The 24,535-nt window shown below is 29.9% G+C and carries 23 protein-coding genes; 5 read left to right on the top strand and 18 right to left on the bottom strand.

The window, feature by feature from the left end:
- Window positions 1-23: 23 nt before the first annotated feature.
- The 4 genes from H8S10_RS00635 to H8S10_RS00620 all read right to left on the bottom strand — a co-directional run bounded on the left by H8S10_RS00635 (window position 24) and on the right by H8S10_RS00620 (window position 4,541).
- Window positions 24-1,781 carry a DEAD/DEAH box helicase gene (locus tag H8S10_RS00635; RefSeq protein ID WP_055263373.1) on the bottom strand — a complete coding sequence of 586 codons (1,758 nt, stop codon included), beginning with the start codon at window positions 1,779-1,781 and terminating at the stop codon, window positions 24-26.
- A gap of 84 nt (window positions 1,782-1,865) precedes the next feature.
- The gene (locus tag H8S10_RS00630; RefSeq protein ID WP_231073914.1) at window positions 1,866-2,111 is read right to left on the bottom strand and encodes a DUF1292 domain-containing protein; all 246 of its coding nucleotides are present in this window, start codon (window positions 2,109-2,111) and stop codon (window positions 1,866-1,868) included.
- A gap of 108 nt (window positions 2,112-2,219) precedes the next feature.
- Window positions 2,220-3,137, bottom strand: coding sequence for a ComEC/Rec2 family competence protein (locus H8S10_RS00625; RefSeq protein WP_231073913.1), 918 nt, complete (start codon window positions 3,135-3,137; stop codon window positions 2,220-2,222).
- Window positions 3,138-3,260: 123 nt separating this feature from the next.
- Entirely contained in the window at window positions 3,261-4,541 is a 1,281-nt protein-coding gene (locus H8S10_RS00620) for a dicarboxylate/amino acid:cation symporter (protein ID WP_186837586.1), read from the bottom strand.
- A 371-nt stretch (window positions 4,542-4,912) separates the two neighbouring features.
- Between H8S10_RS00620 and H8S10_RS00615 the strand changes: the two genes are divergently transcribed.
- Both H8S10_RS00615 and H8S10_RS00610 read left to right on the top strand, forming a co-directional pair.
- Window positions 4,913-6,670, top strand: a complete 1,758-nt coding sequence (locus tag H8S10_RS00615; protein WP_186837585.1) for an HD domain-containing phosphohydrolase — start codon at window positions 4,913-4,915, stop codon at window positions 6,668-6,670.
- Between the two features lie 33 nt (window positions 6,671-6,703).
- A complete protein-coding gene (locus tag H8S10_RS00610; protein WP_186837584.1) occupies window positions 6,704-7,489 on the top strand; it encodes a biotin--[acetyl-CoA-carboxylase] ligase in 786 nt (261 codons plus the stop codon).
- Here the strand turns inward: H8S10_RS00610 and H8S10_RS00605 are convergent.
- The 11 genes from H8S10_RS00605 to H8S10_RS00555 are packed head-to-tail and all read right to left on the bottom strand — an operon-like array spanning window position 7,486 to window position 16,562.
- The gene (locus tag H8S10_RS00605) at window positions 7,486-8,280 is read right to left on the bottom strand and encodes an acetyl-CoA carboxylase carboxyltransferase subunit alpha (protein WP_186837583.1); all 795 of its coding nucleotides are present in this window, start codon (window positions 8,278-8,280) and stop codon (window positions 7,486-7,488) included. The two genes, H8S10_RS00610 and H8S10_RS00605, sit on opposite strands and share 4 nt — an antisense overlap.
- A gap of 2 nt (window positions 8,281-8,282) precedes the next feature.
- Complete coding sequence (gene accD, locus H8S10_RS00600) at window positions 8,283-9,140, bottom strand: acetyl-CoA carboxylase, carboxyltransferase subunit beta (RefSeq protein WP_186837582.1); 858 nt, start codon at window positions 9,138-9,140, stop codon at window positions 8,283-8,285.
- A 13-nt stretch (window positions 9,141-9,153) separates the two neighbouring features.
- A complete protein-coding gene (locus H8S10_RS00595) occupies window positions 9,154-10,497 on the bottom strand; it encodes an acetyl-CoA carboxylase biotin carboxylase subunit (RefSeq protein WP_186837581.1) in 1,344 nt (447 codons plus the stop codon).
- A 16-nt stretch (window positions 10,498-10,513) separates the two neighbouring features.
- Window positions 10,514-10,930 (bottom strand): 3-hydroxyacyl-ACP dehydratase FabZ, encoded by a 417-nt coding sequence (gene fabZ / locus H8S10_RS00590; protein ID WP_055263360.1) that lies wholly within the window; start codon window positions 10,928-10,930, stop codon window positions 10,514-10,516.
- Window positions 10,931-10,946: 16 nt separating this feature from the next.
- Entirely contained in the window at window positions 10,947-11,414 is a 468-nt protein-coding gene (gene accB, locus H8S10_RS00585) for an acetyl-CoA carboxylase biotin carboxyl carrier protein (RefSeq protein ID WP_231073905.1), read from the bottom strand.
- Complete coding sequence (gene fabF, locus H8S10_RS00580) at window positions 11,414-12,658, bottom strand: beta-ketoacyl-ACP synthase II (RefSeq protein ID WP_186837579.1); 1,245 nt, start codon at window positions 12,656-12,658, stop codon at window positions 11,414-11,416. The genes accB and fabF overlap by 1 nt, the downstream gene beginning before the upstream one ends.
- Before the next feature lie 13 nt (window positions 12,659-12,671).
- The gene (gene fabG / locus H8S10_RS00575; RefSeq protein WP_186837578.1) at window positions 12,672-13,415 is read right to left on the bottom strand and encodes a 3-oxoacyl-[acyl-carrier-protein] reductase; all 744 of its coding nucleotides are present in this window, start codon (window positions 13,413-13,415) and stop codon (window positions 12,672-12,674) included.
- A complete protein-coding gene (gene fabD, locus H8S10_RS00570) occupies window positions 13,408-14,361 on the bottom strand; it encodes an ACP S-malonyltransferase (RefSeq protein ID WP_186837577.1) in 954 nt (317 codons plus the stop codon). The genes fabG and fabD overlap by 8 nt, the downstream gene beginning before the upstream one ends.
- Window positions 14,362-14,375: 14 nt before the next feature.
- Window positions 14,376-15,302, bottom strand: coding sequence for an enoyl-[acyl-carrier-protein] reductase FabK (fabK, locus tag H8S10_RS00565; protein ID WP_055263350.1), 927 nt, complete (start codon window positions 15,300-15,302; stop codon window positions 14,376-14,378).
- 18 nt (window positions 15,303-15,320) lie between these two features.
- Entirely contained in the window at window positions 15,321-15,545 is a 225-nt protein-coding gene (acpP, locus tag H8S10_RS00560) for an acyl carrier protein (protein WP_055263348.1), read from the bottom strand.
- Window positions 15,546-15,587: 42 nt separating this feature from the next.
- Window positions 15,588-16,562 (bottom strand): beta-ketoacyl-ACP synthase III, encoded by a 975-nt coding sequence (locus H8S10_RS00555; protein WP_055263346.1) that lies wholly within the window; start codon window positions 16,560-16,562, stop codon window positions 15,588-15,590.
- Between the two features lie 192 nt (window positions 16,563-16,754).
- Here H8S10_RS00555 and H8S10_RS00550 point away from each other — a divergent pair, with 192 nt between their 5' ends.
- Together H8S10_RS00550 and H8S10_RS00545 are read left to right on the top strand one after the other, a co-directional pair.
- On the top strand, window positions 16,755-17,822 hold the full coding sequence (locus H8S10_RS00550; protein ID WP_186837576.1) for a nitronate monooxygenase family protein: 1,068 nt from the start codon (window positions 16,755-16,757) through the stop codon (window positions 17,820-17,822).
- 119 nt (window positions 17,823-17,941) lie between these two features.
- On the top strand, window positions 17,942-18,364 hold the full coding sequence (locus tag H8S10_RS00545) for a hypothetical protein (RefSeq protein ID WP_186837575.1): 423 nt from the start codon (window positions 17,942-17,944) through the stop codon (window positions 18,362-18,364).
- A gap of 72 nt (window positions 18,365-18,436) precedes the next feature.
- On the opposite strand, the gene H8S10_RS00540 is transcribed toward H8S10_RS00545, so the two are convergent.
- Window positions 18,437-18,631, bottom strand: coding sequence for a hypothetical protein (locus H8S10_RS00540; protein ID WP_186837574.1), 195 nt, complete (start codon window positions 18,629-18,631; stop codon window positions 18,437-18,439).
- Between the two features lie 310 nt (window positions 18,632-18,941).
- Between H8S10_RS00540 and H8S10_RS00535 the strand changes: the two genes are divergently transcribed.
- Window positions 18,942-19,100 carry a hypothetical protein gene (locus H8S10_RS00535; RefSeq protein WP_156334246.1) on the top strand — a complete coding sequence of 53 codons (159 nt, stop codon included), beginning with the start codon at window positions 18,942-18,944 and terminating at the stop codon, window positions 19,098-19,100.
- 58 nt (window positions 19,101-19,158) lie between these two features.
- Here H8S10_RS00535 and H8S10_RS00530 read toward each other — a convergent pair whose 3' ends face one another.
- Together H8S10_RS00530 and H8S10_RS00525 are read right to left on the bottom strand one after the other, a co-directional pair.
- Window positions 19,159-19,950 carry a class I SAM-dependent methyltransferase gene (locus tag H8S10_RS00530; RefSeq protein ID WP_055263338.1) on the bottom strand — a complete coding sequence of 264 codons (792 nt, stop codon included), beginning with the start codon at window positions 19,948-19,950 and terminating at the stop codon, window positions 19,159-19,161.
- Window positions 19,951-20,103: 153 nt separating this feature from the next.
- Window positions 20,104-24,441 (bottom strand): PolC-type DNA polymerase III, encoded by a 4,338-nt coding sequence (locus tag H8S10_RS00525; RefSeq protein ID WP_186837573.1) that lies wholly within the window; start codon window positions 24,439-24,441, stop codon window positions 20,104-20,106.
- Window positions 24,442-24,535 lie beyond the last annotated feature (94 nt).

The raw sequence follows: 24,535 nt of genomic DNA, 5'->3' as shown, positions 1-24,535 counted from the left end.
ATATAAATATCTTCAAATGATATCTAAATTCTAATTAAAATATCATTTATATCATTACTAACTTTTAATCTTTCACTGTATACCCATTCTACATCAAATTCTAATGAAAATATTTTTGAGAATGAGTAGTACATACTTATTTCTTGATAATAAATTTCTAAAGCTTCTAAGTTGCCTTTATAACATTCTGGTTTAAATAATTTCTTTTCTTTATTTATAAATAACTCATCAACATATTTTAAAAAGGTCTCCATAAGACTTTCATTTTTAACATCAAAAGGAACTTTTAACAAATCCCATTGAATATCTTCCTTTAAGTTATATCTTTTAATAGCTTCTAATACAATTAGATAATCATTTATATCCATCTTTCGATAATAATTAAGTTTTTCTTCTCTAGTACTCCACAATGCTAACTTCTCTTTTAATGGTAGATTCTTTATATTTAGAATAGCCTCTGAAGGACCAACTACAGCTTTCTCTATTGGTTTATCTATACTCTCTATCTTTTCCTTTATGAAATCAGCTGTATCTCCTACTGAAGCTACATATCCAACATCATATATTCCTTTTCTTCCCGCTCTTCCTGCTACCTGTTTTACTTCTTGAGATGTAAGTTCTCGTATTTCCTCTCCATCAAATTTTCTTATAGACATAAATACGATTCTTCTTATAGGTAAATTTACTCCCATTCCTATTGCATCTGTTGTAACAAGAACTTTAGTATCTTTATTTATAAACTGATTATATTGCATTCTTCTAACTTCAGGTGGTAAATCACCATATATTATACTAGCTTTAATACCTAGATTAGAATATTCTGATGCAATTTCTAAAACTCGCTTTTTAGAGAATACTACTATTGCATCTCCCTCCTGCGCATCTCTAATATTGAAATTCTTATATTCTACTTCTAAAGGAACATTTCTTGTATACTCCTTTATTTCATAATCATCTTTACAATCCTTTAATATCTTTTCAAGTAACTCCTTAGTATTAAGTGCTCCACAAACATGAATTTCTTTACATCTTAAACCTAATAAAGCTCTAGTCCATGCTGCCCCTCTTTGAGAATCACCAATCATTTGAATCTCATCTATTACTGCAATATCATATTCTTCTCTTAAATTAAGTTTTTCAATTGTACATGATAAATGAGTTGCACCTTCTTTAATTATTTCTTCCTCTCCTGTAGCTAAGTTACAAACAACCCCTTCACTGTTAAGCTTTTCAAAGTTTTCTAAAGCTAATATTCTTAAAGGTGAAAGATATATTCCCTTTCTAGCTGTTTTTAATCTCTCTATAGCATTAAATGTCTTACCTGTATTTGTATCACCTAAATGAATAAAGAATTTTCTTTCTATATTTCTAGCATTTATATATTCATTTTTAGGATTATCAGGAAAATTCTTTTCAAACTCCTCTGCTATTATATTAGGAATATGATGTTTTGTAAGTACAGTAATAAATCCAGAGTTTATTAATAAATTATAATTTCCCCTTACAACTTGATAATAGTCAAAATCTGTTCCATTTTTTTTATTATATGATTCAAGTATTCTCTTAGCTGTCTCTTCAAGAAGTTCCTCATACCTCTCTAAAACAACATCATATTCTTTAAACCCTTCAGTTTCCATTTCCAATAGTGTCTTTATTTTTTTCCTTATTGCTGCTTCATGTTCAAAAAGAGCCCCTGCCTTAGAGTGATGAACTATTTCTTCTATTTGAGTAATTTGACTTTTTAATTTTTTAAATTCTCTTTGTGCTGCGTTTTTTTTCATATACTCCCTCCATAAGGATTTTATTAATATATTTATATTGTACAACAAATAAGGGCCGTTTCAAAACAGCCCTTAAAATTTTTGTTAAAACTTTACACTTGATACTTGCCTTACCATATCTAATTCTTTTTCAGACTCTACTTGGATTAATGTTTCGTTCCAATTTTTATCAAACTTAATCTTAAATACTTCAACATCAGCCTTATTACTTACTGGTGCCATTGTTACATACTCAGTTTTATTAATCAGTTTTTGTTCTAAAATTTGATAGTCAATTTTATTTCCGTTTTCATCATGAAAAGTCATTATCTTTTGTTCCAAAATTATCACTCCTTCATCAATAATATTAGTATTGTTCAAAACCTATAAAAATTATAGCTTTAAATTTTATTTATTTTCAAAAAAATTAGAGCTACCTTCTTTGATAGCTCTAACCTTTTATTCTAAAACTTTTATATTTTCCCCATCACTTTCTAGAATGATAGTTCCTTCAAAATCAGTTCTAAGTAAATTAATATTATTCTTTTCTAATAGCTCTAGTATTTCCTTATGAGGATGTCCATAATCATTTCCTTCTCCAACTGGAATAACTGCAATATCTGGTGAAACTTCTTTTATAAAGTCTTCTGATGAAGAAGTAGTACTACCATGATGGCCTACCTTTAATACATCAGCATCAATATTTTCTCCATTAGCAATAACTTGCTTTTCTACAAGTTTCTCTGCATCTCCAGTAAATAAGAATGAATTCTCTCCAAAAGTAATCTTCATAATAGGAGAATAATCATTTAACTCATTATATTTATCATCTACTGGTGAAAAAATTTCTACTTTAGTACCATCTCCTAAATCTATCTTAGATCCATCTCCAGCTTTAATAGTAGTTATTTTTAATCCTTCATTTGTAACAGCATTTATCATTTTTTCAAAAGTCTTAGTAGTATGCTCAACCTTTGGAGAATAAAAGTTTTTAACCTCAAATGCATCAAAAATTTCATCCATTCCACCTATATGATCTTCATGAGGATGAGTTGCAATAACGTGGTCTATAGTTGTTACTCCTATTCCTTTAATATATTCTACTAAGCTGTCTGCCGACTTATTTGGTCCTGCATCTATTAATAAATTTTTACCATTAACTTGTACTAAAGTTGCATCGCCTTGTCCAACATCGATATAGTGAACCTTCATAGTACCAATAGCGCCTGTAGTTGTATTTTTTAATTCTCCACCAAATGCTATAGTTACTAAAGCAATAATCGCAAAAATCACTGTTGTAATTAATTGAGCCTTTTTGTTTCCTTTGTGCTTCTTCATAGCCTTATCATAGCTATTTTTCAATTTCTTATTATTCATTTAAATCTTTATCCTTCCTATAGTATACGTAAAATAATTTTACATTGTAAATATAAAACTGTCTAGTATAGTTAAAAATCAACTAAATAAAGGAGATGTAAAAAACACCTCCTTCATTTATAACTATGCAGTTACTTCATCAATCATTATATCATCATCCGAATAATATTTTTCTTCATCAAACTCATTTTCACTTTTACTTACGATAAGTGTACATATACAATCCCCAAATACATTTATTGTAGTTCTACACATATCTAGTATTCTATCTACACCCATAATAAGCCCTATACCTTCTACAGGTAATCCAACAGTTCTTAAAACCATAGATAACATTACTAGCCCAACTCCTGGCACTGCAGCAGTTCCAATAGATGCAAGTGTTGCAGTAACTATTACAGCCATTATTTGTCCTATTCCTAATTCAATTCCATATATTTGAGCTATAAAGACAGTTGCAGCTCCTTGCATTATAGCTGTCCCATCCATATTTATTGTTGCTCCTAAAGGTATTGTAAAAGATGATACCTTATTACTTACTCCGGAATCATCCATTGCCTTTTTTGTAACAGGTAATGCAGCCCCACTTGATGCCGTTGAAAAAGTTACAGCTGCAACTTTAGCGAATCTTTTAACAAATGGTACAATGTTTAATCCTGTAAATGCTTTTAATAATCCAGAATATACAACTACAGCATGAACAGCTAAAGCTAATAAAACAACTATCATATATTTAACTAATGATCCAAAAGCTTCAAATCCTGTTGTTGCAAAAGTATTTGCTATTAGTCCAAATACTCCAAAAGGTGCAATAGCCATTACTATATTAACCATTTTTAAGCAAACCTCATTTAAACTTAGCATAAAGGTTTTTACAGGCTTAGCCTTTTCACCTAATATACTTATAGTAGCCCCAAATAAAATTGAGAACGAAATTATTTGAAGCATGTCCCCATCTACCATAGCTTTAATTGGGTTTGTTGGAATTATGCTTATTATTAAATCAGCTATGCTTTGACTTTCTCCTATTGTAGGTTCTTGAAGAACTAAACTTGACATATCTAATCCTACTCCTGGATTAATTAAAAATCCTAGTCCTATAGCAATAGATATAGCAACCGCTGTTGTAAATAAATAAAATACTACTGTTTTGCCCCCAATTCTTCCTAAGCTCTTTATATTTGCAAGTGATGCAACTCCACAAGTTATAGATGCAAACACTAATGGAACTACAAGCATCTTAATAGCACTAATAAATCCTGTTCCTAAAACTTTTAAGATTCCATTTAAAAATACTGTATCTTTTATAAATCCACTTGGTAAAGCTCTAATTGCTAATCCTAAAAGTAATCCTAGCCCCATTCCTATAAATATTTTGGTAGTTAATCCTATTTTATTTTTCATAAAATTCCCCCTTTTTATTTTGCTTATATCTATATATTACCACATAAATGCATAATTTCAAATTTTTTATTCATTTTTCTAAAAATTAAATTCTATTTCCTATTTTATTCATCTTAATATTATATATATATTTAGCATTTATTCTTCATTTTGAAGCTATATTTAAAATTTACTTTTCTTTTTATAATATTATAAATATTATTTTATGAAATTTTATTTTCTATAACTTTCATTTCTCAAAATAAACTTTTCCTGTTAAATAAACCTTTTTTTGTAGTATTTTCTATATTTAGCTTGTTTTATTAAAGATACTTCTCTTTTTTATGCTATAATATTATCTATAAATACATATATAAAGGAACTTTTTAATTATGAATATTTTTAAATCTTTTTTAGAATTTCTTCCTTATCCAGTTTGGATAGAAGACATAAATACTAAAATAATATTCTTAAATAAATCTTATGAAAATTTATATAATACAAAATATAGTGATATCATAGGTAAGACAAATAAAGAAGTTTTTCCCAAAGTAACTGCAACATTATATGATAACCAAATAAAAAGATGTATATCAGAAAAGAAGAGTATAACTTTTAATGTTAATATAGATAATATTTTTGTTGAGTGCATAATCTTTCCTTTATTAAATTCACATAATGAAATACATTCAATAGCCGGCATTATATTACCTATAAAAGATAAATTAAAAAGAGAAGAAGAGTTAAAAAAACAAAAAGATATATTAAAAACTATAATAGATTCTTTACCAGAAGCTATATTCTACAAAGATAAAGATTGTAAATTTATCGGCTACAATAAAAACTTTAGTGACTTTTATGAAAAGCTTGGAGTTTATGATTTAATAGGCAAATCTGATTTAGAAATATATCCAAATAAAGAAATTGCAAAAAAATTTCTTGAGCAAGATAAAGAAATTATGAAGACAAAGAAAGCAAAGTCTTCTCAATACTCTATATCTTATAAAAATGGTGATGTTAAATTTGAAGAAAACCTTAAAGTTCCTGTCATTAATGAAGATGGTGATGTTTGGGGAATTGTAGGCCTTTCTAGAGATATTACAGATAGAAAAAAATTAGAGAACAAACTAAGATATTTAAGCTATACTGATTATCTTACTGGTTTGTATAATCGTTCTAGCTTCAAAGAAAAACTAAACAAATATAATCAAGAAAAATATCTTCCTCTCGGAATAATAATGGGTGATGTCAACGGTTTAAAAATAGTTAATGATACATTAGGCCATCTAGAAGGTGATAAACTTCTTATAAGCATCGCTAATGTATTAACAGATGTTTGTTCAACAAAAGGTTCTGTCTTCCGTTGGGGTGGAGATGAATTTATGATTCTTTTACCAAATAGCAATGAACAATTATGCGAAAATATAATGAGAGAAATTTTACACAAATGCGAAGATAGTGATTATAAATTTATTCAATTAAGTATAGCACTAGGCGAATCTGTCAAAAGTTCTATATCTCAAAATATATATGATTGTATAAAAGAAGTAGAGGAAAAAGTATATAGAAGAAAATTGTTAGATAAAAAAAGTATACGAAGTTCTATAACAGATTCTTTAATAAAAAGTCTTCAAGAAAAAAATACTGAAACTGAAGAACATACTGAAAGAGTAACTACATACGCTTCTTCCTTAGGAGTTGTGCTCAACCTTAAAGCTTCAGAGTTAGATGAACTCTTTTTAGTTGCTAAGTTCCATGATATAGGTAAAATAGGTATACGTGAAGATATACTTTTAAAACATGGAAAGTTAACATACGATGAATTTATTATAATGAAAACCCATTCTGAAAAAGGCTATAGAATACTTCAAGCTATGGGCGAACTTGAAAATGTAGCTAAATGTGTTTTATGCCATCATGAAAAATGGGATGGTACTGGCTACCCTCTAGGACTTAAAGAGCAAGAGATACCTCTTATATCACGAATAATTTCTATTGCAGATGCTTATGATGTTATGAGAAGTGAGCGTACATACAAGAAACCAATGAGCAAAGAAGATGCTATTTTAGAGTTAAAAAATTATTCTGGTTCTCAATTTGACCCTTTTTTAGTTGATACTTTTATAAATTATGTTTTAAATAATATTTGATTTATCTATAATCAAAAGATAAGGAGATTAATTATGGACAATATTTTAACTACTGAATTGAATAATTTCAAATTGTTATACCCAAACATTGAATTTTATTTTTTCGAAGAAATTGACTCTACAAATAATTTTTGTAAAAGTTTAGCTAATAAAGGCTTCGATAAACCAACTTTAGTATTAAGTGATAAACAAATATGTGGTAGAGGAACAAAAGGTAGAAACTGGCTTTCACCTAAAAATAAAGGACTATGGTTTTCTCTCTTATTAAAACCAGACTTTTCTACTAAATTTCTAAGTATTATCCCTATTTTAACAGCTACTGCTATATATGAGACTCTGTTAGAATTTGATATTAAAGCTACTATTAAGTGGCCAAACGATATTTTTATTAAAGATAGAAAATTAGGTGGTATTTTAACTGAGAGCAATATTTCCAACGAAAAAATAGACTATTTAATAATTGGTATCGGTATTAATATAAATTTAGATATAACCGATTTTAACTTAGAACTTCAAAACAAGGCTACCTCACTTAAAATTGCTTATGGAAATGATTTTAATAGGTTTAAGATTCTTAATACTTTCATAAAAAAATTCAGCAATATATATTCAGATATTACCGAAGATAAGATAATTTCTATATTAAAAATTTATAAAGCTAACTCCTGTATTTTAAATAAAGAAGTCAGCTTACATTATAATAATACATATGAAATTGTAACTCCTATCGATATTGCCAATGATGGAAGCCTATTAGTAAAAGACTCTAATAATATAATAAAGCAAATTTACTCTGGTGAAGTTTCTCTTAGATTTTAAGAGAAACTTCTAAATCTTTTATATCGCTCGTCTAAAAGAGTATTTATTGTTTTACTCTTCAAAACTTCTAATTCTTTTATTAGCTCTACCTTTATATTTTTAGCAACACTTTCTATATCATTGTGAGCTCCACCTTTAGGCTCTTTAATGACTTTTTCAATTATATTTCTCTCTAAAAGCTCATAAGATGTAATCCCCATATTTTCTGCAACTTCTTTCGATTTTGTTGCATCTTTTAATAATATAGATGCAAAACCTTCTGGTGATAAAATTGAATACACAGAGTTTTCTAACATCCAAACTCTATCTCCAACAGCTAATGCAAGTGCTCCGCCACTTCCACCTTCACCAATTATAATTGATATTATAGGGACCTTAATTTTAGAAATCTCCATTAAATTTCTAGCTATAGCTTCTCCTTGCCCTCTCTTTTCTGCTTCAACACCACAATAAGCTCCTGCTGTATTTATAAAACAAATTATAGGTCTATTAAACTTTTCAGCTTGCTTCATAAATCTTAATGCTTTTCTGTATCCTTCTGGGTGGGGAGAACCAAAATTTCGTTCTATATTTTCTTTTAAATCTCTTCCCTTTTGCATCCCTATTACAGTGACTGGTTCATTTTCTAAAAAAGCAATACCGGCTACCATAGCCTTATCCTCTTTATAAGCTCTGTCTCCATGAAGCTCTATAAAATCTTTAAATATTATATCTATATATTCAAGTGTAGTAGGCCTTTCAATCATTCTCGCTGTTTCAACCCTACTCCAAGCTTTAATGTTTTTGCTCATAGTTACGCCTCCTTGTATCCATGAAGCTTTAAAAGTTTATATAAAGTTCTTTTCATATCTTCTCTCTTAACTATTTTATCAACAAATCCATTTTCTAATAGAAACTCTGCACTTTGGAAGTCATCAGGTAACTTTTCTTTTAATGTTCCTTCAATAACCCTTCTTCCAGCAAATCCAACCAATGCTTTTGGTTCGGCTAAAATTATATCACCTAACATGGCAAAACTTGCGGTAACACCTCCTGTTGTAGGGTCTGTTAATACTGTAATATATAAAAGCCCTTCATCATTATGCTTTGCAATAGCACTACTTACCTTGGCCATCTGCATAAGCGAGAAAATACCTTCCTGCATTCTAGCACCACCAGAGGTAGTAAAAATTATTATAGGTAATTTCTCTTTTGTAGCCTTTTCAATTGCTAATGTTATTTTTTCTCCCACAGCAATCCCCATACTCCCCATAAGAAAGTTTGAATCCATTACAGCTATTATATTTTTTATTCCATTTATTTTGCAGTCACCTGTAATTACCGCTTCAATTAGCCCACTTTTCTCTCTATTACTTTTTAACTTTTTCTCGTATCCATCAAAGTTCATAGGATTTCTTGATGAAATACTAGAGTTAAATTCATTGAAAGACCCTTTATCACATATTTGATCTATTCTCTCATAAGCTCCCAATCTAAAATATCCGCCACAGTGATTACAGATTTTATAGTTTTCTTCTAATACTTTTTTGTATAATATTTTTCCACAATTTCCGCATTTAACCCATGTACCATCTGGAACTATCGGTAAATCTAAAGCTTCTTCTTTAGTTAAATTTACTACTCCGTACTGTCTTTTCTTAAAAATACCCATAATAATCACCATACTATAAATTATATTCTGTACTTATAAATGAAGTATCAAAAATACCTAATTTAAATCTTTCATTGTTTAATATGTCTATCTGAAAATCTATATTGCATTCCACTCCTTGTATTACAAACTCATCTAAAGCTCGAATCATTTTATTTATAGCCTCTTCTCTATTATTTCCATGAACTATCACTTTAGCTATCATTGAATCATACACCGGTGGTATTGTATATCCTGGATACACCGCTGTATCTACCCTAATACCATTCCCCCCTGGCACATTTAAAAACTCAATTTTTCCAGGAGAAGGTGCAAAATTCTTATTAGGATTTTCTGCATTTATTCTACATTCTATAGAGTGACCTTTAACATTTATATCTTCCTGAGTTATTGATAGTTCCTCCCCATTAGCTATTCTCAATTGTTCTTTAACTATATCTACTGAAGTAACCATTTCTGTTACTGGATGCTCTACCTGTATCCTTGTATTCATTTCCATAAAATAAAAGTTCTTATGTTTATCTACTAAAAACTCAATTGTTCCAGCATTTGTATACCCTACTGCTTTAGCAGCATCTACTGCAGCTCTTCCCATCTTTTCTCTTAACTCATCAGAAAGTATAGATGATGGTGCTTCTTCTAATAATTTTTGATTTCTTCTTTGAACAGAGCAATCACGTTCACCTAGATGAACTACATTCCCAAAACTATCTGCAAGTATTTGAAATTCAATATGTCTAGGATTCTCTATAAACTTTTCCATATATACTGAATCATCACCAAAATTAATTTGTGCTTCAGATTTAGCAGTAAAAAATGAATTTTCAAGTTCATCTTCTTTATGAACTATTCTAATCCCTTTACCTCCACCACCAGCTGAAGCTTTTATCATAACTGGATAGCCAATTCTCTTAGCTTCTATTTTGGCTTCCTTAAAAGATTTTACCAGTCCATCACTTCCTGGAACAATTGGTACTCCAGCCTTACTCATAATTTCCCTTGCTTTTGATTTATTCCCCATAAGATTTATAACTTCACTACTTGGTCCTATAAACTTTATATTACATTCTTCACATATAGCTGCAAATTCTGCTTTTTCAGATAAAAAACCAAATCCAGGATGAATCGCATTGCATTTAGTTATAACTGCAGCACTTATTATATTGCTTTCATTTAAATAGGAGTCTTTTGACTTAGGAGTACCAACACAAATAGACTCATCAGCTAATTGAGTATGCATAGCTTCCTTATCTGCTTCAGAATATATTGCAACAGTCTTTATTCCCATTTCCTTACAAGCTCTTATTACTCTTACAGCAATTTCACCTCTATTAGCTATTAATACCTTTCTTATCATAAAACACCTCTTTATCTTAACCTATCATAAATGTTAATTCAGCTTCACAAGCCTTTTTACCATCTACATATGCTATTCCTTTACCAATACCTGCTACTCCTCTAATTTTAGTTAATTCAACCTCTAGAGTTAAAATATCACCAGGCACAACTTTTTTTCTAAATTTAGCATTATTTATACCACCAAAATAAGCTATTTTTCCTTTAAACTCTTCTCTTTTTAAAAGAGCAACAGCACCTGCTTGCGCTAAAGCCTCTACTATCAATACTCCAGGCATAACCGGTTCTACTGGAAAATGTCCTTGAAAGAAATATTCATTCATAGTAACATTTTTTATTGCAACTATTTTATTTCCTTCTAAACTTTCAACCTTATCTATTAAAAGAAAAGGATATCGATGCGGAATTATCTCCATAATTTCTTTTATATCCATAACTAATCTCCTTAGACTATTTAATTTTAAATATAGTCATACCAAACTCTACTATATCTTCATCTTTTCTTAATACTTCAACTATCTCACCATCAAAATCTGAAGTGATTTCATTCATAATCTTCATAGCTTCAACTATACAAAGTACATCTCCCTTTTTTACTTTAGATCCAACCTCAACATAAGGCTTACCACCTGGTGTTGAAGATGAATAAAATGTACCAACTAAAGGTGACTTAACTTCTTTTAACTCTATATCGATAATATTATTACTTTCTTCTTCCACTACTAATTCTTTTTTAGGTATAGATTTTGAATTAGTATTTCCAACATTAACTTCTTCTTTGTTATTTATTTCTTTAAAACTTACTTCATCATTTTTACTCAATTTCAATTTAAAACCATCATTTTCTAGTTCAAATACTCTTATACTAGATGAATCTATTTCATGTATTAGTTCTTTTATTTTGTTATAATCTAGCACTATAAATTCTCCCTCCATTTTTTAAATATAAGGGCTCCATTATGTCCTCCAAATCCTAATGAGTTTGACATTGCATAATCATACTCTTTTCTTATACCTTCATTAACAACTAAATTTAAGTCACATTCTTCATCTTCATTTTTATAATTTATAGTTGCTGGAATAAAGTCCTCCTCTAATGATTTAATTGATATTATAGCTTCTATAGCTCCAGCTGCTCCTAAAAGATGACCTGTCATTGACTTAGTAGAACTTACGTATATATTTTTATAATCTTCTCCAGTTGCTTTTTTAACTGCTAACGTCTCAACCTTATCATTAATCTCTGTAGATGTACCATGAGCATTTATATAACCAATATGCCTTGAAGAAATATCTGCATCTTTCATCGCTTGAATCATAGCTCTTGCTGCTCCATCTCCATCACTACTTGGTGATGTAATATGATATGCATCACATGTAGTACCGTATCCTACTACTTCAGCATAAATTTTAGCACCTCTTTTTAATGCACTATCTAAATCTTCTAAAATTAATGCCCCTGCACCTTCCCCCATAACAAATCCATTTCTATCCTTATCAAAAGGTATAGATGCTCTATCCTTATCCTCACTTCTGCTCAAAGCAGTAAGTGACTGGAACCCTGCAATTCCGAAAGGTGTAATTGAAGCTTCAGAACCACCAGCAATAATTACATCTAAATAACCATCCTTAATACTTCTATAAGCTTCACCTATAGCATGTGTAGAGGTTGCACATGCAGAATTTAAACTTAAACAACTACCTAAAATCCCATGCTCTATAGCTATTGTTCCAGCTGCAATATTAGCAATTCCCATTGGTATAGTAAGTGGTGATACTCTACTTGGCCCTCTATCTTTTAGTGTATTGATTTGATTTTCTATAGTACCTATTCCACCTATACCACTACCAAATACAACTCCAACTCTTTCTTTATCTATATTACCTAACTCAAGCTTACTATCTTTTATAGCTTCATTAGATGATATAACAGCAAATTGAGTGTACTTATCCATCCTTTTTGCATCTTTTTTTCCTATATAATCTTCTACATTAAAATTTTTAACTTCTGCTGCTAGCTTAACTTTAAAATCTTCTGTATTAAAATAAGTAATCTGTTCTATACCATTTTTATTCTTTTTTACATTGTTCCAAAATTCACTTACTGAATTTCCTATTGGCGTTATTGCTCCCATTCCTGTAACTACTACTCTTCTTTTCATAAGAAACTCCCTTCTAGTTCATAACCATTCCACCATCAACACTAATTACTTGCCCAGTAATGTAGTTAGATAAATCAGAAGCTAAAAACAATACTAAATTTGCTACTTCTTTTGGTTCTCCTATTTTTTTCATAGGAATACTTTGGATTATGCTCTCTTTAACTTTCTCTGGTAAACCCTTTGTCATATCAGTTTTTATATAGCCCGGCGCAACTACATTTACATTAACATTTCTTGTTGCTAACTCTCTTGCAATCGATTTTGAAAACCCTATTACTCCAGCTTTCGACGCTGCATAATTACATTGACCTGCATTCCCTGATATACCAACTACTGATGATATATTTATTATTTTTCCATATCTTTGCTTCATCATAATTCCAGAAACAGCCTTTGTAGTATTAAAAACTCCTTTTAAGTTCACATCTATTACTGAATCAAAATCCTCTTCTTTCATTCTGAGAATTAAGCCATCCTTAGTTATTCCTGCATTATTAACTAAAATATCTATGCTCCCAAGGCTTTCCTTTGCTTCTTTAATGAATTCATCAACTTCTCCTCCGTTGCTTACATCGCACTTTCTAGTAAACACTTTAACACCTAGTTCTTTTAACTCATTAATCAAGCTACTTAAATCTTCATTTTCTTTTCTATAATTTATAGCTATATTGGCTCCATTTTTCGCCAAAGTTATAGCTATTTCCCTTCCTATACCTCTTGTGGCTCCAGTAATAACTGCATTTTTATTATTAAGCATTCAAATCACCTACTCCCTCTAATGTTTTATTTAAAGACTTAAGATCTTCAACATTAAATATATTTACTTTAGCTTTATTAGCTCGAGCTATTTCTTTAATGAAACTACTTAATGTTCTTCCTGGCCCTATCTCTATAAATGTATCAATTCCCATATCAATCATTTTTTCTATTGTCTCTCTCCATCTAACAGACGACTTAACTTGCTTCCCAAGAATATCCTTTATATCATCATCTTTTTTTATTTCTTCCGCTGTAACATTATTTATTACAGGTATTTTTATATTACTAAAACTTATGTTACTAAGTTCTTCTTTCAATTTAATAGCTGCCGGCTCTAATAATACAGTATGGAAAGGTCCAGATACTTTAAGACTTATAGCTCTTTTTGCTCCATATTCTAAACAAAGATTAGCTGCAAAATTCACTGCTTCCAACTCTCCACCTATTACAATTTGGTTTGCTGTATTATAATTAGCAATTTGAACTATACCTTTATCCTTAGACATCTCTATAGCTTCTTCTATTTTTTCTATAGATAATTCCATAATTGCAGTCATTGCACCAATACCTAAAGGAACAGCTTCCTGCATATACTTTCCTCTCTTTTTTACTAATGCTACTGCCTCTTTAAAAGATATGGCCCCTGAGGCAACAAGCGCTGAATATTCTCCCAAGCTTAATCCAGCAACTACCTCAGCTTCAATGCCTTTATTTTTTAGTACTTCTAAAGCCGCAATAGACATAGTAAGTATTGCAGGCTGAGTATTTTCAGTAATATTTAACTCTTCAGCATCACCATTAAAAGTTAAGTTCTTTAAATCAAAATCTAATACTTCATTAGCATCATCAAAAATTCTTTTTGCTTCTTGGAAATTTTCATATAACTCTTTTCCCATTCCTACATACTGTGAACCTTGCCCTGAAAATACAAATGCTACTCTCATATGTCCTCCTTATTTTATAAGGCTTTTCTTAACTCCTCATATTCATTAAATATCTCTTCAATTATCTCTTTGACACTTTGTTTTTTAGAAACCATTCCACTTATTTGACCTGCCATTAATGAGCTATTGTCAACATCTCCATCTTTTACAGCTCTTCTAAGCGCTCCTCTTCCTAACTCTTCTAGCTTCTCTGCTGATACATTGCTAGCCTCTAACTTTAGAAACTCTCTAGCTAATCTATTTTTTATTACTTGAACAGGATGGCCTGTAACTCTTCCAGTAACTACTGTATCTATATCCTTAGCTTTTATAACAGCATTTTTATAATTTTCATGAATTGTACATTCATCTGAAACTAAAAATCTAGTTCCCATTTGAATTCCTCTTGCTCCAAGAGCAAAAGCTGCTGTAATCCCTCTTCCATCACAGATTCCTCCTGCTGCTATTACAGGAATATTAACTGCATCCACAACTTGTGGAACTAATACCATGGTTGTTAACTTTCCAACATGACCACCTGATTCGCATCCTTCTGCTATAACAGCGTCAGCTCCAGCTCTCTCCATCCTTTTAGCTAATGCAACTGATGGAACTACAGGTATAACCTTGATTCCAGCTTCTTTCCACATACTCATATATTTACCTGGATTTCCCGCTCCAGTAGTTATAACCTTAACACCTTCTTCTACTGCAATCTTAGCTAATTCTTCTGCGTTATCAGAAAGTAACATTATATTTAAACCAAAAGGTTTATCTGTTAACTTTTTAGTTTTTCTTATTTCTTCCCTAATATAATCTACAGGAGCTGTTGCTCCTGCGATTATACCTAACCCTCCAGCATTTGAAACTGCTGAGGCTAATGAACTATCTGATACCCAAGCCATTCCCCCTTGGAAGATTGGATATTTTATATCTAACATTTTACAGATATCATTTTTCATAAAATCTACTCCAATCTATTATTTTGTTACAGATTCCACAAACTTTACTGCATCTCCAACAGTTTTTATATTTTCAACATCTTCCACTTTTACATTAAACTCATCTTCTAACTCCATAATAACTTGGAATAAATCTAATGAGTCTGCATTTAAATCTTCTATAAATCTTGTTTCTAAAGTTATGTTTTCCTCTTCTATTCCTAATTGATCTGCTACTATTCCTCTAATTTTTTCAAATATCATAATAAATTCCTCCAAATTCAAATTTAATTTTTTATTTTATATTTAAAATTCTATTAATGTTCCTGCCCAAGTTAATCCGCCACCAAAGGCAGCTAAAATTATCTTATCACCTTTTTTTATAAGTTCCTTTTTCACCATCTCATCTAATGCTATTGGTATACTAGCTGAAGATGTGTTTCCATATCTCTCTAGATTTATATAAAATCTATCACTAGTTATTCCTAATCGCCTTGAAGCTTCATCAATAATTCTTGAATTTGCTTGATGTGGTATTATATATTTTATATTCTCTATCTTTTCTCCTGATTTCTCTAAAAGATTATTTACTATGATTGGTATTATTGATACTGCGAATCTAAATACCTCTCTACCTTCCATATCTATATATCTTTTTTCTTCATCACACTCTTTTACAAATGGATTATTTAAAGAAAGACTTGTGCTAGTCAAAGCTTTTACTCCTCTTTCTCCATCAGAACCAAAATAAGTACCGATAATTCCACATTCATCACTAATTTCTAAAATTGCAGCTCCTGCACCATCTCCAAATAAAACACAAGTATTTCTATCTTTCCAATCTACAATTCTTGATAAAACTTCCGCTCCAATCACTAATGCTCTAGTTTTTTCATTAATTTTTAGTAAACTATTAGCTACTATAAGACCATATACAAACCCCGAGCATGCTGCGGATATATCAAAAGCTGTTGCATTTGCACATCCTAATCTTTCTTGTACACTACAAGCTGTAGATGGCATTATTCTATCTGGCGAAGTAGTGGCTACTATAATTAAATCAATATCTTCTGAAGTATACCCACTATTTTTCAGAGCTTCTTCACTAGCCTTAACAGCAATATCTACTGTACCTTCACCACTAGATATTCTTCTTTCTTTAATACCAGTTCTTTTTATTATCCACTCATTAGAAGTGTCTACTAAGGATGATATATATTCATTACTAACTACATTACTTGGGCAATAATGTCCTATTCCTACTATCTTAACTCCTTTCATATCAGTCCTCTTCTCTCATTTTATTTAATTCAATATCAAATATTTTGAATATCAAATTATTTGTATAATAATACTTTTCCCCAATATTGTCAACATTTATATTTTTTATAAAAACCTTGTGTTTTTTTACTCATACTACTATAATAGCATTATTACTTTGATTATCAAACTATTTATTTAAAGGAGTTTATTATGAAAATTAAACCATTAATAATCGGAGATTTAATAACAAAATTACCCATAATACAAGGAGGTATGGGCGTAGGTATATCATTGTCAAACTTAGCTGGGAATGTTGCAAAACATGGCGCTATAGGCGTGATATCTGCCGCTCATGCCGGATATATGGAGGACGATTTCGAAGAAAACACAACTGAGGCTAATATACGAGGATTAAAAAAACATATAAGAAGAGCTAAAGAAATTTCATTTAATGGAATAATAGGTGTAAATATAATGGTTGCAACTAATTATTATAAAGAACATATCAAAGCCACTATAGAAGGTGGTGCTGATTTAATAATATCTGGTGCTGGTCTACCATTAAAGCTACCAGAGTTTATAGGTGAAAGTTTAATTAAAATAGTTCCTATAGTTTCATCAGCTAAAGCTACTAATGTTATATTGAAGTACTGGTATAAACATTATAATAAAACTGCTGACGCTATAATAGTTGAAGGTCCACTAGCTGGTGGCCATCTAGGTTTTAAAAAAGATAACCTGGAAGATGAAATAAAAAATTTTGATAAATCCATCAAAGAAGTTATACAAGAGATATCTAATTTCGAAAAAATATTCAACAAAAAAATTCCTGTTATAGTTGCCGGTGGAATCTTTGATTCTGATGATTTTAAAAAATACTTATCTTTAGGTGCTAGTGGTGCTCAAGTAGCTACAAGATTCGTTGCTACTCATGAATGTGATGCTCATATCAACTTTAAAAATGCATACATAAATAGTACCAAAAATGACATTGAATTAGTAAAGAGCCCTGTTGGTATGCCAGGTAGAGCTTTAAGAAATAAATTTACTGAAACTTTAAAAAAAGAAAATATACCCGTAAAAAAATGCTATAATTGTTTAATTCCTTGTAATCCTGCCACTACCCCTTACTGCATCTCAGAAACATTAATCACAGCAGTAAAAGGAGATACAGATAACGGATTAATTTTTTGCGGCTCAAACGCACATAGAATTAACTCAATTACTTCAGTAAGTGATGTATTATCAGACCTTACTAAAGATCTTGAAATATCATAATTTATTTTTTACTCCTATTAAAATTAATTATTTATTAACTTTTTATTTACGATAATAAATTGTCCCATTAATATTTTTATACTATAATATACATAATTAATATTTTTAGGAGTGATAAAATGAATTTTTTAAAAGGTTCTTATGGAGTAGATTTATTATCTTTATTCCTTATTTTATTATCTTGTATTTTAAATATATGGGATATTACTAGAATATTTTCTATTGCATTGTTAATATTTGCTTTTTATAGAGCTTTTTCAAAGAAAATATATAAACGAAGAGAAGAATATAATATATTCTATACTTATACAAATAAACTATTATCAAAATTCGGAAAATCCCTTCCTTACAATATACCAGTTTATGACCTAAATAACATTTCTAAAATATTTGAAAACTTTAACTATTGGTTAAATCAAAAGAAAAACTATAAGATTACAAAATGTCCAAACTGTAAGCAAAAATTAAGATTACCAAGAGGAAAGGGAAATATAGTTGTAACTTGTAAAAAATGTTCAACTAAATTTGATTTTAGAACTTAAAAAAAATGCTATTGCTCCTTTAAAACTGCAATAGCATTTTTTCATTATATATAATTATAATTTTCACTTAACTTATGTACTTTTTATAAACTTTTCTAAAATATCTAGAATTTTAAACTCTGGAGCTTCTTCTCTTAATTTATCTAATTCTACTAGATTCTCTTTAGCCTTTTCAATTGCTTCTCTGTCAATATACTCATTTACAAAGTCGTCATTACAATATAATTTATATTTATATATGCTCTCTACATCTAAAAGCTCTACCATTTTATATTATTTTTTCATCAATTTTTCCTTTAATATAAAATTTTATTAAATTTTATTATTTATAGTATATAACCTTTATACCTCTTTATCATTAGGATAATAATTTCTATAAGCTACTATTGAATCTACTTCTTCCTTACTTTTTAAACTTTCCTTTCCTTTGCTTTTTGCATCTTTATTCTTTTTTACCACCGATACTTCACCTCTTATATATTAATTGCTATTATAAATTTTTATATTTATAATATGTCACTTTATTACTAATACTATTATTAATATAATTTATATTCTTTTATAAGGAGATATCAAAATGAAAAAATTAACATTTATTCTTTTAGTTTTTTTACAACTTAATTTAATTAGTAATATAGTTTATAGTTTATCTGTATTTAATGCTTATGATTTTAAATCTTATGATTATCAAGAACCAACCTACAAAATAATGTTACCTAAATGGTGGAATAACTAAAATAAAAGCTTGAGAAGAGCCAAATACTCTCCTCAAGCCTTATTACTTATTATTTAAACTACTGTTTAACACCTTTAGCAATTAGATTTATAAGAATAACTATTGTATTTTTAGAACTGATCATATCTTTACTTTGCTTTAACAAATGAGCTAGCTTAGGATTAACTCTGGATAAATTCTTAATATCTTCATTTGTAATATTCATTTCTCCTGCAATGCTTCCAACGCCAACTATATCACTATGGATAGCTACAGCCTCAAAATCTAATCCATTAAATCCTCCTAGTTTTAGTATTCTTAAAAGCTTTCTTCCAACTTCCCTATTCCATCTAGCTTTCTTCTCTAGTCTCCCAAGTATATTTCTTTCATTTTTTAATATGTCCGGTTCACTTATTCCCCATACCCCTCTATCTGAATCTATAACTGAAACTATACCTCCATACTTTAAAACCCTATAGATCTCTTTACTTGCAGCTATAGGATCATCTAAATGTTGAAAAACAAATCTACTTACTACAAAGTCATATTTTTCACCATCCAGACTATTATTATAAATTGATTCTTCTTTGAATTCCACTCTACCTTCATACTCGCTTAGATTCTCTTTGGCAAATTTCATAAAATCACTATCTGGCTCTAATAAAGTAACTTTGCAATTTGGCAAATTTTCTAATAAAAGCTTTGAAAAAAATCCTGGTCCTCCTCCTAAATCTAGTATTTTCATACCATCTTCTAACCCTAACCATTTCAAAGTTCTAAATTCTTTTTCCCATCCTAGGCTAACTTGTCTTTCTAATCTATTTATTTCAGCCTTAACTCCTATTAAATTATAAAGGTCACTATAATTCACAATTAACTCCCATTAATATTATTTGTATTCATATTATGATTAAAACTTAATATTTGTTAATTTTATAGTATCATTCTATTATTAATTCTATTTATAATAAAAGAGATTAATTTAAAATTATAAAATTTAAAATTAATCTCTTAACTATAAATATTAAAATAATGATAATTGGTTTGTCTCAGACATTCCTTCTAAACATCCATGATTGCTTAAAGTTTCTATAACTGTTTTAGAAACCTTAGTTCTAAGTCTTAAATCTTCCTTAGATATAAATTCTCCATTAACTCTTGCTTCAGCTATTGCTTTAGCTGCATTTACTCCAACTCCCTGAAGAGAGCTTAGTGGAGGTCTCAATGAATTATCTACTATTAAAAATTTAGTTGCATCTGATTCATATAAATCAACCTTAAGCATCTTAAATCCTCTTTTATACATTTCAAAAGAAAGTTCACAAACAGTAATTAATCCCTTATCTTTTACAGTTGCACTATTTCCAAGTGCATACAATTCTTGTAATTTTGCATGAACAGCCCCTTCACCTTTGCAAATCAAATCTGCATCAAAGTCATCAGCTCCTCTTACTGTAAAATATGTTGCATAATAAGCAAGTGGGTAATAAACTTTAAAGTAAGCAACTCTAACAGCCATCATTACATACGCAACGGCGTGTCCCTTCGGGAACATGTACTTAATTCTTTTACAACTTTCTATATACCAATCCTCAACGTTATTTTCTTTCATGGTCTTTTCAAACTCTTCAGTAAGCCCCTTACCTTTTCTTACACTTTCCATTATTGTAAAAGCAGTTTTAGGAGCTACGCCTTTATACATAAGATAAACCATAATATCATCTCTTGTAGCTATACAGTCTCTAAGTGTTGTATATCCTTCCTTAATAAAATACTGAGCATTATTAAGCCAAACATCAGTACCATGTGATAAACCTGATATTCTTACTAAGTCCGAAAAAGTTTGTGGTTGTGTATCCACAAGCATTTGCCTAACGAATTTAGTTCCAAACTCCGGCAGCCCATATGAACCAACTTCACACTCTAATTCCTCTTTAGTAACTCCTAAAGCATCAGGAGATGTAAATAATGATAATACTTTTTTATCATTCAACGGTATAGTCTTAGGATCTACTCCAGTAATATCTTGAAGCATTCTAAGTACCGTCGGATCGTCGTGTCCAAGTATATCTAACTTAAGCAATCTACCTGATATTGAATGATAATCAAAGTGTGTTGTTGTAACATCTGACGTTGAATCATCTGCTGGCCTTTGTATTGGTGTGAAGTTATATACTTCTGTATAATTAGGAACAACCATAATACCACCTGGATGTTGCCCTGTAGTTCTTTTTATTCCAGTACATCCTATAGTCAATCTTTCTATTTCTGCTTGTGATACTTGCATACCTTTTTGATCTAGATATTTTTTAACAAATCCATAGGCTGTTTTTTCAGCTACTGTACCTATTGTTCCAGCTTTAAATACATATCCTTTACCAAATAATACTTCTGTATACTTATGAATATCCGCTTGGTTATCTCCTGAGAAATTTAAGTCTATATCTGGCTCTTTATCACCTTCAAAACCTAGGAATGTTTCGAAAGGTATATCATGCCCATCTTTAATATAAGGAACACCACAATCTGGACAATCTTTATCTTCTAAATCCGCTCCAGAACTTACTGATCCATCTAAGAAGAAATGTGACTTTTTGCATTTCGGACAAACATAATGTGGTGGTAATCCATTAACTTCTGTTATATCTGACATAGTAGCAACAAAAGAAGATCCAACAGATCCTCTTGATCCAACTAGATATCCATCAGAATATGACTTTGCCACTAACTTTTGTGCAATAAGATAAAGAACAGCATATCCATTATTAATAATAGAATTTAATTCTTTATCCAATCTTTTTTGAACAACTTCTGGTAAATTCTCTCCATAAATTGAGTGTACTTTATTCATGGTCATATTTCTAATATCATCATCAGCACCTTCAATTTTAGGTGGATATGTTTCATCTGGTATAGGTTTTACTACATCTATAGAATCTGCTATTGCTTGTGGATTCTTAATTACTACCTCTTTAGCAATTTCACTACCTAAATACGAAAACTCTTTTAACATTTCTTCGGTAGTTTTAAAATATAGTGGTGGCTGGTTATCTGCATCACCGAAACCTTGCCCTGCCATTATTATTCTTCTAAAAGCTTCATCATAAGGTTCTAAGAAGTGAACATCTCCCGTAGCCACTGTCGGTTTATTTATTTCCTTTGCTAAATTATAAATCTTTCTGTTAATTTCCTTTAACTCATTTTCATCCTTAACATTACCTTTTTCTATTAGATATGCATTATTTGCTATCGGTTGAATTTCAACATAATCGTAAAAACTCATTATCTCTTTAATTTCTTCATCACTTTGACCACCAAGCACAGCTCTATAAATTTGCCCTGCCTCACAAGCTCCACCAATTATTAAGCCATCTCTCATTTCCATAAGTCTTGATTTTTTAGTTCTTGGCCTCCTAAAGAAGTTATCTATATGTGCCTCTGAAACCAGCTTATATAAATTTTTTATACCTTCTTGAGTTTTAGCTAATATAATTATATGATATGTCGGTAATTTTTTTATATCAACTTTATCCAAGAATACCTTATTAAGCTCTGTTAAAGTTTCAACTTCTAACTCTTCTTTTATCTTCTTAATACACTCTAGTAAAATATCAGCTGTAGCTTTAGCATCATCTACCGCTCTATGATGGCTTTCAAGTTTAACACCTAAATATTTTGCTACTATATTCAATTTTACCGACTTTAATTCTGGATATAAAAATCTACAAACCTGTACTGTATCAACTACTGTAGGTGAGAATTCTAATCCCATATCATTACAATTTTTTGCTATAAAACTACAGTCAAAGCTTGCATTATGTGCAACTACAACTGAATCTCCAATAAAGTCAATAAACCTTGGTAATACATCATGTATACTCTGTGCATCTCTTACCATATCTTCAGTTATTCCAGTTAATTCTGTTATCTTATATGGTATAGCTCTTCTTGGATTTACAAATTCACTAAAGTTATCTATTATTACTCCATTTTTTATCTTAACAGCACCAATTTCAATTATAGAATCATTTTTCGGAGAAAACCCTGTTGTTTCTAAATCAAACACTACATATGTATCATCTAGACTTTGTCCTTTTTCATTTAATGCTAATGGTACTCCGTCATCTACTAAGTATCCTTCAACACCATATAGTACTTTTATCTTATTTTTCTTAGCAGCACTTTGGGCATCAGGAAATGCTTGAACAACTCCATGATCTGTAATTGCAACTGCTGAATGTCCCCACTTAGCAGCTCTTTCTATTATCTTACTTACAGGGGTAACTCCATCCATAGCACTCATAGTAGTATGGCAATGAAGCTCAACTCTTTTTTCTTCAGCTCCATCCATTCTTTCTATCTTTTTCATCTTTAAAATATCTCTTCCCATAAGTACAACTTCTCTTGCATAAGAATCATAAACAGCTTCTCCTCTTACTTTGCAATAAAGTCCCTTTTTAATATTATCAAGAACTTCTTCTTTTTCTTGAGGTTTTAAGAAGCATTTAACAATTATTGATCCTGTAAAGTCTGTTATATAGAATGTTAATATTATCTTTCCAGTCTTTGTTTCCATAGTCTCTACTTTAAAGACTTCTCCAAGTACAGCTACATACCCAGAAGTTTCATTTATATCTCTAATTGCAGTAGCCTCAATAGAAATATTTCTACCGTAAATGGCATTCTCTGCTTTAGCTTCTCTTTTATATGTATTTTCCTTCTTTTCATATAGTTTCTTCTCAGCTGGCTTACTAGCAGGTTTTGTAACTTGCGGAGCTACACTTACCTCCTTAGCCCTATCTGACATAGCCTTTGCAATTAATTCTCTTTCTTTTCTCGCTGCTTCTTCTGGATCTATTATAACTTCCATCGATGGATCGAATTTTATTTCTATTCTACAATTAATTCCAAATATAATTTTTATGCTATTCTCTATATTTTTACTACCATCTTTAGAATTTAAATGCTCTGTAAGTTTATCATATCCATTAAGAACTAAAACCTTATTATCTTTTACTATCTTCTTACAATTCAACAATAAAGTTTTACATAAAGGCGTCTTCTTAATTATATCTGATACACATTCTACCCAATGATCATTTATTACTTCTTCTAAGCTTATATCACTAGCATCTCTATAGAAGATTATTTCAACAGTAATTTTTATCATAAGTGTTCTACATATAATATTTTTTATTAGTTGTTCCTCTTCTATAGCTAATTTTTCTTTTCCTCTTAAAACTACTTTCAATATATTGCTCTTTTTTAAAAATTGAAATTTTATTATTTTAAGTTCTTTATCTTCTAAGCTCTCATGTTTATTTATTTCAAGGGTTAACTTTTTTAAAACATCTTTGCCCATCTTGTACCCCCAATCAACTTTATCAATAAGTAACTACATTATTATAACACAAATTTATTTTTCTTAAATAAATTTAGAACTTGTATTAATTTCT

The sequence above is a fragment of the Clostridium sp. NSJ-49 genome (assembly GCF_014287725.1).
Lineage (GTDB): Bacteria > Bacillota > Clostridia > Clostridiales > Clostridiaceae > Clostridium > Clostridium disporicum_B.
The sequence above is the reverse complement of the archived record's forward strand: the minus strand, read 5'-3'. Positions and strand labels throughout refer to the sequence as shown.

Excerpts from the sequence above, each read along its gene's own strand:
- fabF (WP_186837579.1), bottom strand. The coding sequence starts at position 12,658 with ATGAAAAGAAGAGTAGTAGTTACAGGAATGGGAGCAATAACGCCAATA.
- H8S10_RS00535 (WP_156334246.1), top strand. The coding sequence starts at position 18,942 with ATGAAAAAATTAACATTTATTCTTTTAGTTTTTTTACAACTTAATTTA.
- H8S10_RS00595 (WP_186837581.1), bottom strand. The coding sequence starts at position 10,497 with ATGATAAGAAAGGTATTAATAGCTAATAGAGGTGAAATTGCTGTAAGA.
- H8S10_RS00550 (WP_186837576.1), top strand. The coding sequence starts at position 16,755 with ATGAAAATTAAACCATTAATAATCGGAGATTTAATAACAAAATTACCC.
- fabD (WP_186837577.1), bottom strand. The coding sequence starts at position 14,361 with ATGAGAGTAGCATTTGTATTTTCAGGGCAAGGTTCACAGTATGTAGGA.
- H8S10_RS00555 (WP_055263346.1), bottom strand. The coding sequence starts at position 16,562 with ATGAAAGGAGTTAAGATAGTAGGAATAGGACATTATTGCCCAAGTAAT.
- fabK (WP_055263350.1), bottom strand. The coding sequence starts at position 15,302 with ATGAAAAATGATATCTGTAAAATGTTAGATATAAAATATCCAATCTTC.
- H8S10_RS00610 (WP_186837584.1), top strand. The coding sequence starts at position 6,704 with ATGGACAATATTTTAACTACTGAATTGAATAATTTCAAATTGTTATAC.
- H8S10_RS00620 (WP_186837586.1), bottom strand. The coding sequence starts at position 4,541 with ATGAAAAATAAAATAGGATTAACTACCAAAATATTTATAGGAATGGGG.
- H8S10_RS00625 (WP_231073913.1), bottom strand. The coding sequence starts at position 3,137 with ATGAATAATAAGAAATTGAAAAATAGCTATGATAAGGCTATGAAGAAG.
- H8S10_RS00525 (WP_186837573.1), bottom strand. The coding sequence starts at position 24,441 with ATGGGCAAAGATGTTTTAAAAAAGTTAACCCTTGAAATAAATAAACAT.
- H8S10_RS00540 (WP_186837574.1), bottom strand. The coding sequence starts at position 18,631 with ATGGTAGAGCTTTTAGATGTAGAGAGCATATATAAATATAAATTATAT.
- fabG (WP_186837578.1), bottom strand. The coding sequence starts at position 13,415 with ATGCTTAATAATAAAAATGCAGTTATTACTGGAGCCACAAGAGGTATA.
- H8S10_RS00605 (WP_186837583.1), bottom strand. The coding sequence starts at position 8,280 with ATGAGCAAAAACATTAAAGCTTGGAGTAGGGTTGAAACAGCGAGAATG.
- acpP (WP_055263348.1), bottom strand. The coding sequence starts at position 15,545 with ATGATATTTGAAAAAATTAGAGGAATAGTAGCAGATCAATTAGGAATA.
- H8S10_RS00615 (WP_186837585.1), top strand. The coding sequence starts at position 4,913 with ATGAATATTTTTAAATCTTTTTTAGAATTTCTTCCTTATCCAGTTTGG.
- accD (WP_186837582.1), bottom strand. The coding sequence starts at position 9,140 with ATGGGTATTTTTAAGAAAAGACAGTACGGAGTAGTAAATTTAACTAAA.
- H8S10_RS00635 (WP_055263373.1), bottom strand. The coding sequence starts at position 1,781 with ATGAAAAAAAACGCAGCACAAAGAGAATTTAAAAAATTAAAAAGTCAA.
- H8S10_RS00545 (WP_186837575.1), top strand. The coding sequence starts at position 17,942 with ATGAATTTTTTAAAAGGTTCTTATGGAGTAGATTTATTATCTTTATTC.
- fabZ (WP_055263360.1), bottom strand. The coding sequence starts at position 10,930 with ATGGATATAAAAGAAATTATGGAGATAATTCCGCATCGATATCCTTTT.